Annotated in this window: 9 protein-coding genes; 2 read left to right on the top strand and 7 right to left on the bottom strand. The window is 46.1% G+C overall.

Features of this window, described 5'->3' with window-relative positions; translation table 11 throughout:
* Nucleotides 1-193: 193 nt before the first annotated feature.
* The 5 genes from JTN23_RS15410 to msrA all read right to left on the bottom strand — a co-directional run bounded on the left by JTN23_RS15410 (nucleotide 194) and on the right by msrA (nucleotide 7702).
* On the bottom strand, nucleotides 194-841 hold the full coding sequence (locus JTN23_RS15410; RefSeq protein ID WP_247235752.1) for a DUF3040 domain-containing protein: 648 nt from the start codon (nucleotides 839-841) through the stop codon (nucleotides 194-196).
* 100 nt (nucleotides 842-941) lie between these two features.
* Nucleotides 942-1439, bottom strand: coding sequence for a hypothetical protein (locus tag JTN23_RS15405; RefSeq protein WP_247235751.1), 498 nt, complete (start codon nucleotides 1437-1439; stop codon nucleotides 942-944).
* A 394-nt stretch (nucleotides 1440-1833) separates the two neighbouring features.
* A complete protein-coding gene (locus JTN23_RS15400; protein WP_247235750.1) occupies nucleotides 1834-3393 on the bottom strand; it encodes a RagB/SusD family nutrient uptake outer membrane protein in 1560 nt (519 codons plus the stop codon).
* A gap of 32 nt (nucleotides 3394-3425) precedes the next feature.
* Nucleotides 3426-6650 carry a SusC/RagA family TonB-linked outer membrane protein gene (locus JTN23_RS15395; protein WP_247235749.1) on the bottom strand — a complete coding sequence of 1075 codons (3225 nt, stop codon included), beginning with the start codon at nucleotides 6648-6650 and terminating at the stop codon, nucleotides 3426-3428.
* A 476-nt stretch (nucleotides 6651-7126) separates the two neighbouring features.
* The gene (gene msrA / locus JTN23_RS15390) at nucleotides 7127-7702 is read right to left on the bottom strand and encodes a peptide-methionine (S)-S-oxide reductase MsrA (protein WP_247235748.1); all 576 of its coding nucleotides are present in this window, start codon (nucleotides 7700-7702) and stop codon (nucleotides 7127-7129) included.
* Nucleotides 7703-7889: 187 nt separating this feature from the next.
* Here msrA and JTN23_RS15385 point away from each other — a divergent pair, with 187 nt between their 5' ends.
* On the top strand, nucleotides 7890-8432 hold the full coding sequence (locus tag JTN23_RS15385) for a CopD family protein (protein ID WP_247235747.1): 543 nt from the start codon (nucleotides 7890-7892) through the stop codon (nucleotides 8430-8432).
* A gap of 171 nt (nucleotides 8433-8603) precedes the next feature.
* On the opposite strand, the gene JTN23_RS15380 is transcribed toward JTN23_RS15385, so the two are convergent.
* Complete coding sequence (locus JTN23_RS15380) at nucleotides 8604-10841, bottom strand: hypothetical protein (protein ID WP_247235746.1); 2238 nt, start codon at nucleotides 10839-10841, stop codon at nucleotides 8604-8606.
* A 1295-nt stretch (nucleotides 10842-12136) separates the two neighbouring features.
* Here JTN23_RS15380 and JTN23_RS26035 point away from each other — a divergent pair.
* Nucleotides 12137-12514, top strand: coding sequence for a transposase (locus JTN23_RS26035; RefSeq protein WP_409049453.1), 378 nt, complete (start codon nucleotides 12137-12139; stop codon nucleotides 12512-12514).
* Between the two features lie 108 nt (nucleotides 12515-12622).
* Here JTN23_RS26035 and JTN23_RS15375 read toward each other — a convergent pair whose 3' ends face one another.
* Nucleotides 12623-13729, bottom strand: a complete 1107-nt coding sequence (locus JTN23_RS15375) for a GAF domain-containing protein (RefSeq protein WP_247235745.1) — start codon at nucleotides 13727-13729, stop codon at nucleotides 12623-12625.
* Between the last annotated feature and the right edge of the window lie 245 nt (nucleotides 13730-13974).

Here is a 13974-nt window from a genome sequence, read left to right as displayed (position 1 = left end):
TCTTTGTACTAAAACTTTCAAATTGGGGCTTACTCATTTGGGGGTACTGGTGCTTTTGGCAAGCAGAAATAATACTGATCAGAACGAGGAAGAGTAGAGTTGTTTGTTTCATGTACAAAAGGTTAAAAAAAGAATAATACATTTTAGAACAATTAGGTAATGGTCAGGCACCTACCTATAGCTCCTAGAGCAATTAAGATGCCGCATAGGCTACAAAGAAGGCCAAAAAATAAAGAAAGACAAGTACCAATACTCCATTGAGTACAAGACCTAATATAGACAAGACCTTAGAAGATCGGGGGGCTGCTCCTCTTTTTGCCTTTTTAAGTCCAACTATACCAAGTATCAATCCGACAATTCCAAGAAGAAAAGCAACAGCCGGTATACCCGCCACAAGAAGTACTACTCCTGCTACTCCGGTAAGAAATGACAGCAAAGGTGCTACTTCGGTTTTGCCACCAGCCCTTGCTTTTTTAGCTATGGCCGCTCTCTCCGGTTTCTGATATTTCCTGCTGACGAGTTGTTCCTTCGAAGATGATGGAGTCTTTGTGGCTGAAATATGGAGGCTATTTTTTTTGTCGCCAATAGTTTGGCCAACAGATTTATCGGGTACTATTACCTCTATACCTTCTGCCGACGAGGCTAAATAATCAATACCTGGAGCTGTCAGTTGTGGATCAGCCTTTAGCTGAGTCTCCTGTACAATTGTTGGGTTATGGTCCGCAGAGGCTGGTTGATGATAGCTTATAAACTGCGGCTTACGAATAAGCGGATAGGAATATTTCTGACAAGCAGAAGCAAAGACGAGTAGAAATAACAGTAGCTGGATCGGTCTTCTCATATACATGGCGCTGGATGATATACTAAGTAAGGCCTTGGTACTTTGTGCAAAAAAAAGCGTGAGGCCAGGCCTCACGCTCTCTCTATATATATTGCTTCTGTTAGAATTTGAAGGCAACTCCGGCGTGCAGTACGCTAAATCCAGAGCCTAATTCAGCGAATAAAGCCGTGCTGGGTTTGAAGTAGTACCTGCCTCCAATGTGGGCCAGAAGTGAAACGCCATCGCCATAGCTATCGTAGATACCACCATAGTTGATATTACGGTAAGCAAGTCCTAAACCGGCATAAAGGTCGAATCTTTCGTCATTCAGGTTTAGTAGCTCGTTGAAGTGGTATGAACCACGAGCACCAATGGTAAGTACTGACCATCTGTAGCCCAGATACCCTCTGCTTGAATAACCTCCCAATGCACCTACGCTGATAGCGTCATGTACACCTACTTCGAAGGATCCGCCAAGACCTATACCGCCGTAGCCGTATGTACCTAAGCCGATACCTACATTTAATAATTTATCGCCTTTTTCATACTGTGCGAATGCAGACTGAGATGCCAGTGTAAACATGGCCATTACAACAAAAGTCAAGAAGAATTTTTTCATGTGCTATTGAGAATTGTTTGGGTGAGTAATTAATAAGACAAAGTAAAGCTATTTTTGTTTGCTCATGAACAAATGAACTTGTCAACTTAGCAAATGGCTAGTTAGAGCGTATAAAAACACGTATGAACTGTATAAAAGCCTTTCTCCTGAAGTAGTGTAGCTTCCTAACTAGTTGTACTTTTTCTAAAAATCCACGTCCTGGTTGTAAACAGTCATACCTATACTGACTACTAAGTACAGGATTCATTAGGGCTTTCCAGTGACCATTCAGCTCTCATCCATACGTCTGTTTTAAGTAAAGTACAGGTACTGCATGGGTAAGTAGAGGCATAAAAAAAACCGCCCCGGCATTGGTAGTGACCGGGGCGGTTTGTAATTATTCAGGGGCTATGTACTAGTTATAGCCCGGGTTCTGAGGTTTCAGATTCGGGTTGTTCAGCATCTCCTGTACACCCAATGGGAACAGCAGGTGCTTCTCAGCCAGGGGTACGTTGGTGTTCAGGTTCACGTGACCTACGAAGTTGTCAAAGCCTTTGGTCTTTTCGTTGAACACCTTGCGCAGGCGCACCATGTCAAACCAGGTAATGCCTTCGTACGCAAACTCGTACCAGCGCTCCCGCCATACCGCCTCCCGGAATGAAGCCTGGGTGAAAGTACCCAGCTCCGGCGTCTTGAGCTGAGCGCGGTCACGTACCTTCTTGTACGCGTTGTAAGCTTCCTGCGTAGGAGCTCCCAGCTCATTCTGCGCCTCCGCGAAGATCAGCAGTACTTCGGCGTAGCGGATCAGTGGTACGTTCAGGTTGTCGGTACGGGTACCGGCTACACCTTCCGCGCCGTTGGCCGTCTGGTTGAAGTGCTTGAACACGTAAGGTGCTCCCAGTTCGAAGCGGGCACCGTTACCGTTGGTAAAGTAGGTCGTATAGAACCAGCCTTCCTGATCTTTAGTACGCAGATCGCCTGCTTCGTACGAGTTGTAGAACGATGTAGTAGGCACCGTACTACCTGTACCACCCGGTCCGGCAAATGTAACGGGCTTAAAGTTCGGGAAGTAGTTACCCATAGGGTTACCGGCTACCGAAGCATTGTACTGAATCATGAACAGATGCTCAACGCGGTTTTTCAGGCTCTCGCGGTGTACATCCTTGTAGGTAGGGAACAGGTTGATTTCCGACGGGTTGGCATTGGCATAATCAATCACCTCCTTGGCCTTGTCAGCCGCCAGCTTGTAGTGCGAAGCACCTTTGCTCAGCGGGAATCCCGCCATGGTCAGATACACCTTCGACAGCAGCGCCTTCACTGCCGCCTGGTTGGCGCGTCCTGATGGATCCATCCAGGGCAGTCCGGCTTCCTCGGCCGTTTTCAGATCGCTCACAATAAGATTATAAATCTCTTCCTGAGAAGCTCTGGAAGGTGAGAAATCTTCGGAAGTAGCGGTTTGCGGCTTGGTAACCAGCGGAGCATCCCCCCACAGGCGAACGATATTAAAATAACTCCAGGCCCGGAGGAAACTAGCTTCGCCCAGAATCTTCTTTTTCTGAGTATCAGGCATCGGCGTAATAGGCGGTACCTTTTCCAGCACCATGTTGGCATTGGCTACTACGCGGTACAGGCCATTCCACCAGTTGACGATGTGCATCGTATACCCATCGTACGAGAGCGAGTACAGGTTGTTCAGGTCCGAGTTCTGAGCAGTTTCGGTGGTAGCGGTACCTGTTACTGCTTCCAGCATCTGCCAGTTAGATGAAAAGATACCGGCGCCATCCCCGTAGAACCGCAGTCCTGAGTAAGCCGCTGCAATGGCCGCCTCGGCGTGGTCTGGAATGTTATAAAAGCTTTCCGGCGTAAGGTTGGATGGATCCTTCTCCATCAAAAAATCATTACAACTGGTAGGCCCGAGCAGTACAGCCCCACACAGGAGTATCTGACCAGCCTTTTTCAAATTATATAACTTCATATTGAATATTATTTAGAAAATAAATATCAAACTTATAATGTAAGTTGAATACCTCCCATGTAGATGGTTGGCTTGGGATAGCCATGCCAGAGGATACCCTGCGAGAATACGTTGCTGGCTGCATCTCCGTTGGTAGGTGTAGCCTCAGGATCGCCATGTGGGTACTTGGTCAGCAGGAAGAAGTTCTGAGCCGACAGGTACACGCGCAGACGGCTGAGTCTCATCCGTGACGTCAGTTCTGAGGGTACGTTGTAGCCCAGCAGCAGGTTACGACCACGAATGAAAGAGCCGTCAAACACCCAGCGGGTATCTACATTGGTTACGTAGCCGGCACGGGTCTCACGAATTTCGGCGATGGGTGAATTCTGGTTCTGCGGTGTCCAGGCATCCAGTACTGACTTGTAGCTATTGGCAATAGCCTGGCGGTCTTCGCTTGGGTGCAGGGTCAGATCAAGTACGTCGTTTCCGTATACATACTGCAGGTCAAGGGTCAGGTCAAAGTTACCGAAACGAACTGTGTTCATTACAGAACCCCAGCCTTTAGGGTTACCGTTACCGATGATGGTACGGTCGGCATCTGTGATAGCCTTGTCACCGTTCAGGTCGCGATACTTGATATCTCCGGGCTGCATAGGCAGGTTGTTACGGTAGCTACGGAACTGAGCTGCCTCATCACGCTCGGCTTCACTCCAGACGCCATCCCGGATAAGTCCCCAGAAGGAGCCTACCGGCTGACCAATGCGGATGATACTGGTTGGGTTCGTGAAGTTAGGACCACCCACTCCGAAGATGTCCGAAGGAGTAGCCAGCGACAGTACCTTGTTGCGGTTGAAAGAAGCATTGAAGTTAGTTGTCCAGCTGAAGTTGCTTCTTTCTACGTTAACAGTATTCAGAGATAGCTCTACACCCTGGTTCTCCATTGAACCAATGTTCTTCCGGATTACAGCGTAACCACTGGTACGGGGTACGGGAGCATCCAGTAGCATATCCGTTGTCTTACGGTAGTAGTAATCAGCTTCGAAAGATATCCGTCCTTTCAGGAAGCCTACTTCTACCCCTACGTCACTCTGGGCAGTTCTTTCCCAGCGCAGGTTAGGGTTAGCCAGACGGTTGATACCAGTACCACCTACACGGGTATCTCCGTATACAGCAGAGTAGTTGGAGCTAAGCAGCGACAGGGATGAGTACGGTGGAATCTCGGAGTTACCCGTTACGCCATAGCTGGTACGTACTTTCAGGTTAGAGATCAGGTTATTTCCTTTCAGGAAGTCTTCCTCGGATACTTTCCAGGCCAGAGCCGCCGACGGGAAGAACGAGAACTTGTGGTTGTCTCCAAACTTAGACGATCCGTCGGCCCGGCCGGTTACAGTCACCAGGTACTTGTCTCTCAGGCTATAGTTAATACGGCCAAAGTACGAGTTAAACGCGAAGCGTGAAGCGCCCGATCCAACCTGAGGGTTAGTGGCACCGGCACCCAGGTTATCAAAGCCAAAGTAGTCCGTAGCAAAGTTCTGGATGTAGGCCCGCATAGCAGTAGACCTGGTTTCCTGCCACGAAATACCTGCCAAACCCGTAAAAGCATGGATACCATTAAAGGTCTTGGTATAGGTAAGGTAATTCTCCAGCGACCAGAACATCTGTTTGTTAAACACTTTCTCGGCCGTACCAAACTGCGATATGGCCAATGTACGGGTGCTCGACTGGTTTATTTCCTGGCCAATGGCGTTTACACCCAATACGGTACGCATTTCCAGGCCTGGTGCCAGCGTGAGGTTCGTATACAAGCTTCCCAGGGTAGTCTGGGTACCTATGATATACTTCCGGCCCATCAGGCGGTGTATTGAGCTCATAGTACCTTCAGCCTGTGGGTAGTCACGGTTATTAGCGAAAGTACCGTCGGCATAACGTACCGGCAGGAACGGGAAGTCCTCTACGATCTGACGCGATACGGCATCATTGATATCCGACAGGTTCTCGGTCTGGTGGTTGTAGCTGAGGGTAGCACCTATTTTCAGCCATTTTTTCACCTGGTCGTCGATACTAAACCGGGTGGCGTAGCGGGTCTGGTAGGTAGTCTTGATCAACCCCTGCTCGTCGCGGTAGTTGAGCGACAGGGCATAGGTAGTGCGGCTGTTACCTCCGCTTATACCCAGCTGGTGGTTCTGCGACACCCGGTTCTGGGTAGCTTCTTTGAACCAATCCGTATCGTGCAGGGGATTCAGGTCAGCATCAAAAACACCGGGGAATTTAGCCGCATAGTCTCTACGACGCTTAACAGGGTCCAGGTTAGCATACTTGCCCGATGCCCAGCCGGCCGGATCATACTTGGCGATGTTGGCATAGGCCAGATCTTCCACTTTCAGATATTCTCTGGCATTCAGTACCTGAGGCCGCTTGGGACCAATGGTAGGCACGCTCAGGTCAGTGCTGTACGTTACCTGTCCTTCACCCGCTCTTCCTTTCTTGGTAGTTACCAATATTACCCCGTTTGCACCACGGGCACCGTAGATAGCCGTTGAAGAAGCATCTTTCAGTACCTCTACCGATACGATATCGTTGGGGTTGATGTAGTCAATGGGTGAGCTGTATTGAGCAAGGTTAGCCTGAGGGAGCATTACTCCGTCCACTACGTACAGCGGGTTGTTGGAAGAGTTGATAGAGCTGAATCCGCGGATACGTACGTTGGTTCTACCCCCCGGACGACCGGAGTTGGTATTGACCTGTACACCGGGCAGGCGACCTGCCAGCATCTGGTTCAGAGAAGGAGCCGGACGCTCTTTAAGTTCGGCCTCTTTTACTGAGCCTACGGCACCGGTCAGATCTGATTTTCTAGCCGTACCGTAACCGATTACCACCACTTCATTCAGTACCCGGGTATCTGATCCAATGGCTATATCAACGGTGCTGCGGTTACCTACCGGTACTTCCTGGCTTGTATAACCTACAAAGCTGAAAACCAGAACGCCCCCGTTGTCAGGCACCGAGATGGTATAGTTTCCGCTTCCGTCGGTAGTGGTTCCGACATTGGTTCCTTTCACAACCACGTTAACACCAGGCAGACCTTCTCCGCTCTCCTGATCAGTCACCTTACCTTTTACTGTTTTGTCAACAGTTGCGCTTTTAATAACTAAGCTGGATGCGTTGAGGGCACTGGCCTGGGTTCCGATCGGGCAGGCTAGCACCAGCAGTATGGGCAGACTCTTATAGAATATGTTCCTGGGGCGGAACATATATAGTGAAGTAGATTTTTTTTTCATTGGTTAAGTCTAAGTTGAGATTTTCACTGTATATACCTCATATACAGGCAAGAAAAGGCGAGTAGATCAGGATGTGTGCTCTGTCATAGTGTTTCATTTTGGGTTAAACATTACATAATTAGAGAGGTACATAAAAAATGATTATTACACTGATGCAATAATCATTTAGCTAAAAACTACCTGATGATCGAAACGATGAAGCATATAAGTGTATAATGGTTACACCTTATCGGTTACAATCTGATGAAGCAGTAGTACTATTAAATCAGATAATGACACATTATACTCATATAAAGTAAAATTTTTTAAAAAGATTTATTCAGCGGTCTATTCCTCTGTATAGTTGTATTATAAGGCACCTTATTCAGCTACTTACCAGCATAAAAAAGCCCGGCTGCCATAGGCAGCCGGGCTCTGTTGCGTATCACTACTACCTGTCAGGTACAGATAGCAGAATTAATATAGTGGGGACCGTCTCAGTTCGTCAGCTCTTTTCTGAGCTTGTCCTTAAATACCTTCTTAAATTTATCCAGCTTGGGTGCTACCACAAACGCGCAGTATCCCTGCTCGGGGTTATTGGCGAAGTAGTTCTGGTGGTAGTCTTCGGCTCTGTAAAATGTCTCAGCTTCGGATATCTCCGTCACAATAGGCTTACCGAACGCTCCTGATTGGTCGAGCTCACGCTTCACCTGCTCAGCCAGTTGCTTCTGCTCTTCATTGTGGTAGTAGATCACCGAGCGGTACTGCGTACCTACGTCGTTACCCTGGCGGTTGAGCGTGGTAGGGTCATGGCTGCGGAAGAAAGCCTCCAGTAGTTCGGCGTAGCTGATCTTGCTGGGGTCGTAGTTGAGTTGTACGCACTCGGCATGGCCGGTGGTACCTTCGCACACGGCCCGGTAGGTAGGGTTAGGTACCTGACCGCCCGAATACCCTGATACCACATTGTACACTCCGTCCAGTGATTCAAAAACGGCCTCTGTACACCAGAAACAGCCCGTTCCGAAGGTTGCCGTTTCCAGTCCTGCCGCGGTTGAAGTAGGTTCGCTATTCATTTTTTTGGTTTGGTTTTTGGTTGATTGAGCATAGGACGCCCCTGTTACCATACTCAGTAGCACAAGCGTGAAAAGCAGGAGGGTTGTTTTCATGCGAACTATGTTGTTCTTTTGATTAGATAATTTAGTAACGTATCGTGGCTGCGGAAAGTTTATCCGCTCAGGCCCTGATTCCATAGCCATTTTCATGACCTATCTTCACGTCAAAGCTCTGCATATAATATTCGTAGTAAGCTGGTTTGCGGGCCTGTTTTACATGCCCCGGCTGTTTGTGTACCATACCGAAGCCCAGCAGCTCCCCGAGCCCGGCCGCGACGTACTGTTCAACCAGTTTATCAAGATGGAAAAGCTGCTATGGGGGGCCATCATGGTACCAGCTATGTGGCTGACCATTATTACCGGTGCTACTATGCTGTACATCACGCCCGACTGGATCAACCAGGGCTGGATGCAGCTCAAGCTGGGATTTGTGGCGGGCCTGCTGGCGTACCACTTCTATACCCGCGAGCTTCTGCTCGAAATCCGCCGCGGACACTTCCGCTTCTCGTCCCTGCAGCTGCGCCTCTGGAACGAAGTAGCTACGGTATTTCTCTTTGCTATAGTATTTCTGGTAGTACTTAAGAATACCCTCGACTGGATCTGGGGCGTAGTAGGGCTGATAGCCTTCGCGGTAGTGATTATGTCCGCCGTACGAATTGCCAAGAAGGTACGGGAGAAAAAGCGGGGGTAGCCTTTAATTTTAATATGGTAGCAAGGAGGTTATAAAGGCTCTTAGATATTTATTTCACCGGTGCCTACTGTTACGTCTCTGTATACAAATAACCAAAGGAGCCAAAGGCTACCACCTCTGGCTCGATTACTCTAACTTCTGCCGTCTATACCTGCGTATAGATATTATTATCTAATCCTGCGTTCCTGTTACTTTATATACGATGGTATCGAAGAGCTTAGTACCTGAATTAGTAGCAATAGCGTTTTTAGAGATAGTAAAAGTATTGCCACTGATGGCAGTAATATAAGTACCCAGCGCAATACCAGCCCCTGTAATGTGATTACCAACTTTCCATGCATCAGGCTTGCTAACGTTTCTAATCACATTTTGCCCGGAAATCACATCGCCTATTGTTGGTTCATGGTAGCGCGACCACCAGGTGCTGAACAGGTTATAGTTTCCGCTATTAATACTTTCTGGAATTCCGCTGATAGTTATAGTACTTCCGCTGATAGCCGAGATTGTACCAATTGGGCTTACATTACTAGATAAGGTTTTTGTTCCCAAATAGCTTTCATAGTTAGTAGTAGTCCGGTTAATGATGTGATCTCCCACCTTAACAACACCAGGATCATCTACAGTAAAGGTTGCAGTACCAGTAGCAGGATCTTTGGTTAATGTCTGAGTGCCTAAATTAATAGTATTAACAGCCTTATTTACGTAGTATATGGAACCAGGATCATCAGCAAATTGAATAGTTTGTACTGTTAGTGTATGTCGATTCAAAGCGGCCTTTGAAGCTGCACGCTTGTTGCTGGTCAACTCAGTACTTCCCTGGCTGCCTCCCTGATTATGTCCACCTTCTGCCAATGAGTTACCTATAAAGTTATACTCCGAGTCAGCCCATACGGGTAGAGCCAAGTTGCCCCCTCCGCTACTCAGGCTACAGTTCTGGAAAGTGATATTTACAGCTCCCCACTTCCAAATTCTGAGTGGTGCTCCCTCATATTCTGCTTTTGTATTGGCAAAGACGCAGTTTTGAAATAAGATTGATGAATACGCTACTATGTGATGATCTACCGAAGAAGTAGGAAATCCAAAACTAAATCTGCAATCTGTAAGTATAGCCGGATTAGTACCAGATACACCTGCTCCACCAAAAAAACCAATACCACCAAATCGTTCAGCATGCATACCCCATGCCTTAACCGTAGATTCACCGTTGGCATTCTTTGCATTGAATAAGTACTTCCCCCCGTAGTTTCCTCCAAAAATATGGGGTATATTCCCTGTTCTAGTTCCATAACTAGCCCCATCAAATGCATAGTAGCACGTTCCAACGCTTCCACCATACCAGAGCAGATTCCGATTTTGATTGTTGCAGCTAGCTACTCCTACCTTGTTTCCTTTTACGACACAGTTCCTCCACGTAATTTCGCTGCCCAAAGGGGCGCCAGGCATATAGGGTTCAATTAGGAACCCAACCACAAAATCTGTAACCACAACGTCTTCAAAGGTACATTTGGCTGTTCCGGAAACACTGCTGTTATAATATGCAGTCATACCAGGATATCCTCCATCCTCAGGAACTGTTTTCGAAAATGGATCAATAACGATTCCTGCATATGGTGAATACTGACTGTCCCTAGATCCATTAAGTACATAGTTATTAATATCAAGAAGGGGCTCCTGGGCCGCAGTCAAAATCTTATTGACAGGGTTTTGCCCGTCAATTTTAATCTTAGAAATTTTTATACCCCGACTATTTGTAATACCAATTGCGAAAGTATTGTTATACGAGGGTAAAATACGAGTGGCATTCTGGCTGCTTTCTAGCTGGGCAGCTTCCCCTTCTATACTTAATGATGCATAGTTGCTGAATGTATAAGCCCCTGATCTTCTACCAATTATCCATGGTCTTGAAATGTTGTAATCGCCTGCCGGTATGTATAAATTACGTTTAGCTTTAATACAGTAGTCACTGGCCTTTTGCAAAGCCACAATATCGTCCTTCCCATCGTTAGGCACAGCTCCCCAAATCTGGGGGGTGATACGCTCCACGTTTATTACATACCGCCTGTTACCATGCCGTAAGACCGTAGCCGAGTCGTCTTCGGTGCTGCAGTTTGCATCATAACAGTAGGTAAAAATCTGACCATTTTTGATAATCTGTACTACTTGGGACGTATCAGCTTTACCAGCCCTAAGCTGTGTTGCTGTCAGAAATGGCACTCGTTGCGAAGCATAATCAATAATCTTATTTAAAGCTTCAATTTCCCGGTCTGGATGGATATATTGATGTTTAGATATGTCATAGTTTTCAAAAACCTTAGTGCGAGCCTCGCTTTCCGAAACCGGCTTTCCTTGCGAAAAGCTTAAATAGGGGAACAACAATAGTATAAAAAAGATGTATTTCTTGGTCATCATGGTAGAGGAGGAGTTAGTAATAGCATAAAGCTTAAAAATGATTATTTACAGTAATTTTATTCTTATGTTACCTTTAATACTATGATATATTTCTACATTCAATTAGCTAATGGACTATATTTTTACATACAGATAATATATTATATACGTATCTTCTTATGAATATCGGGAGCCATGTATATTAGCAAAAGTATTAACTAATGTCCCTAGTTATGTACATATACAACTGTATAGTACAGATCTTCTCCCCACTCAATATTTTCATTGTATCTATCTACCTGACAGCATAACAATCAGGAATAGAGCTTTGCTACCGTATACTAAACCAGACTAATAAGTAAATAAAGCAAGAAGTTGACTCACATACCACCATCAAGAAATCTATAATAATAAACAGGTTGAAGAGTTAGAAAAAAAATCATAGCATAACTGTTATGCACAATTTTGAACAATCAACTTTGGTGCCAAAATGAATATTCAATATCTATTTATAGAAAAAACAACTATATCAGACTTTGAAATAAATAATGCTCCGCTTATCAGAACATTATTCCAACAAATCTTTACTTAAAATACACTCTAAACTTATAATACATTTATATGCCCATAAATAAAAACAATTCATAACCTGAAGTACATCAGTACAAGTCTCACTATAAAGGCTTCACCCACTGTCCCTCAGCTCTCCTAGATATTGACAGGTGAATAATTAAGAAATATCTATCTTCATAGCTTTTGGCAAGCTACAAAAGAAGTAATTACGAGTCGCTACTAAACCGTTGCGTCGAGCTGAGAAATAAAGGTTGAGAGCAGACATAGATAGCTACAGCTTTCAGACTATGCCAAGGTTGGGTAAGCCAGACCTTGAAGAAATACCGAGAATGAGGAAGTGCGGCATTAAAGGAAGGCAAGCGTACGGGAACTCCTACTCGTCTGTCCGACAAGCAACTTATTGAACTAGTGACCGAGTTAAAGCATCATGGTTTAAGTGGTGCTGTATGGACTATAGTACGATCCGTCACAAGTAGGCAGATTGCTCAAGAAGGCTGTTGAATAGAAAAGGTCGGAACGCCGAAGCGGCCCCAGCGTAAAGCGCGTCAACAGGATGTTCAAGCGCTTAAACAATGGCGAAAAAAATGTCTTCCTGAACTAAAAATAGCTGAGGCTGAACAGCGAGTAGCTTTATACATAGATGAATCAGCTTGTTACTAACTACTCTGTTTGCTCATACGTATGCTCTCAGGGGGAGAGCACCGGTTATAAAAGAACGAGCAGGAAGAGAGCATTAAAATCCTATCGCTGCTGCGGTAGCTCCCAACGAACGCTTTTATGTAGCTGGTCAAGCTCAGCCCTTTACAAGCGGGGATATAGTTTGCTTCCTAAAAAAGTTGTGCGGGCACAATCATAGGAAGAATCTGCTTATTATTTGGCGAGGCCGCTCGGCGGATGGCGCAACTATTCATCGTTCTCAGGCAGTGGAATATTTATTACGCTCAAAGCCGGGACGAATTCATGTAGAGAAATACCTGTTTACAGTCCAGAGCGGTCCGCCGCCGTGGCTAAATCCCGCAGAGCTATTGTGGAGCCAGCTTAAAGGAAGAATGAAGAACGTAACATTCATGAATCTTGAGCAACTCACAAAGACAGTTACACAACAAATTAACCTATTTTGAAAAGAGCTTCAATTAATCAAGACGTTCTTCCGAAATATGAAGTTGCTTTTACTATCAATTATTTCTCGTAGCAGTAATAATGTTCACTTCATAAATAGACTACATACTTCACCTCCCTCCTTTATTCTTTTCCCTTAATAAGTGGTAGTCGTCGTTGAGCTGGCGGGTGTATATATCCAGTTCGTCGGATACGGCCTTCAGCATGCTCATGTACTCTTTTTGCGTTTCTTCATCCAGGCCGTAGTCCTGAATGATAGTCACCAGGTTGACCATGTTAGCGATGGGCTTGCGCAGGACGTGGGAGATATCAAACAGGATCTGCTCAAGGGTGCGGGCGTACTCTTTCCGTTCGGTCACATCCTGCAGCATACCATACCAGGTGATCGCTCCATCTTTGTTTCTTTCCAGTACCGAATCCACAAAATGCCAGGTGGTCTTCTCCTCCTCCGAAATAATCCGGAATTCTACCTTCCAGACATTCTTATCCCGGAGCGCCTCGTTGATGCTCCCCTGCACGTGGGCTATATCATCAGGATGAATGACAGTAAAAAAATGGTTCGGACTGGCTTCGAGCAACTCAGGAGTCAGTTTGCGATGTACCTTCGTGATTCCCTTGCTCACGAATGAAAAAGACATTCTACCGGATTCATTAATTTCAAACTGAAAAATAACGCCCGGAACATAGTCCGTCAGCTTTTTCAGCCGTACTGCATCCGATTCGATTTTATTGGCCTGCTCTATGATCAGCCGCCTTTTTTCCAGCAGGTCCATAGCGCGCTTGGCAAGCAGTTGCAGGGCTTTCTTTTGGATCTCCGGCAGATCTCGGGGCTTATCATCTATGATGCATACCGTTCCTAATACGGCTCCCTGCGGCGTCTCGAGAGGGGCTCCGGCATAAAAGCGGATATTAGGCTCACCCACTACCATAGGATTGTTCCTGAATCGTTCGTCGTCAAGGGCATCGTTCACCACTAACACTTCATTGGGCGTATGCAGCGCATGCTGGCAAAACGAATACTGGCGGGGTGTTTCTTCAACGTCAATACCTACTTTGGCCTTAAACCACTGCCGCTTTTCGTCCACCAGCGATACCAGCGAAATAGGAGTATTAAAAATGGCCGATGCGATTTGTGCCAGTTCGTCCAGTTCCTTTTCGGGTGGCGTATCCAATATACTATACTTCGACAGCTCGCGCAGCCTTTCTTCTTCAGTCATGGCTATGTGGGTTAATCCTATCCGTTAGTGCAGATAAGCAGACAATTTGTACTCCTGTATACTTATACAAATAAAAGAGATTAAGTAACCATTTTTACCTTATTGACCAGCAAAGTACCGCACTAGCTTGTGAATGTACTGGAGAAATAATAGTCTACTACTACCTTTTGATAAGTAGAGGCATATTCTAACCTGTTACTAATTAACCGATGAAGTATACTGAGAGGCACTATATGTCCCGGAGC

Source organism: Telluribacter roseus, assembly GCF_017355915.2.
GTDB lineage: Bacteria > Bacteroidota > Bacteroidia > Cytophagales > Spirosomataceae > Telluribacter.
This window is presented reverse-complemented; position numbering and strand designations above follow the sequence as displayed.

What these genes read in the sequence shown, in the direction of transcription:
- JTN23_RS15410 (WP_247235752.1), bottom strand. Translation starts at nt 841, where the DNA reads ATGAGAAGACCGATCCAGCTACTGTTATTTCTACTCGTCTTTGCTTCT.
- JTN23_RS15405 (WP_247235751.1), bottom strand. Translation starts at nt 1,439, where the DNA reads ATGAAAAAATTCTTCTTGACTTTTGTTGTAATGGCCATGTTTACACTG.
- JTN23_RS15400 (WP_247235750.1), bottom strand. Translation starts at nt 3,393, where the DNA reads ATGAAGTTATATAATTTGAAAAAGGCTGGTCAGATACTCCTGTGTGGG.
- JTN23_RS15395 (WP_247235749.1), bottom strand. Translation starts at nt 6,650, where the DNA reads ATGAAAAAAAAATCTACTTCACTATATATGTTCCGCCCCAGGAACATA.
- msrA (WP_247235748.1), bottom strand. Translation starts at nt 7,702, where the DNA reads ATGAATAGCGAACCTACTTCAACCGCGGCAGGACTGGAAACGGCAACC.
- JTN23_RS15385 (WP_247235747.1), top strand. Translation starts at nt 7,890, where the DNA reads ATGACCTATCTTCACGTCAAAGCTCTGCATATAATATTCGTAGTAAGC.
- JTN23_RS15380 (WP_247235746.1), bottom strand. Translation starts at nt 10,841, where the DNA reads ATGATGACCAAGAAATACATCTTTTTTATACTATTGTTGTTCCCCTAT.
- JTN23_RS15375 (WP_247235745.1), bottom strand. Translation starts at nt 13,729, where the DNA reads ATGACTGAAGAAGAAAGGCTGCGCGAGCTGTCGAAGTATAGTATATTG.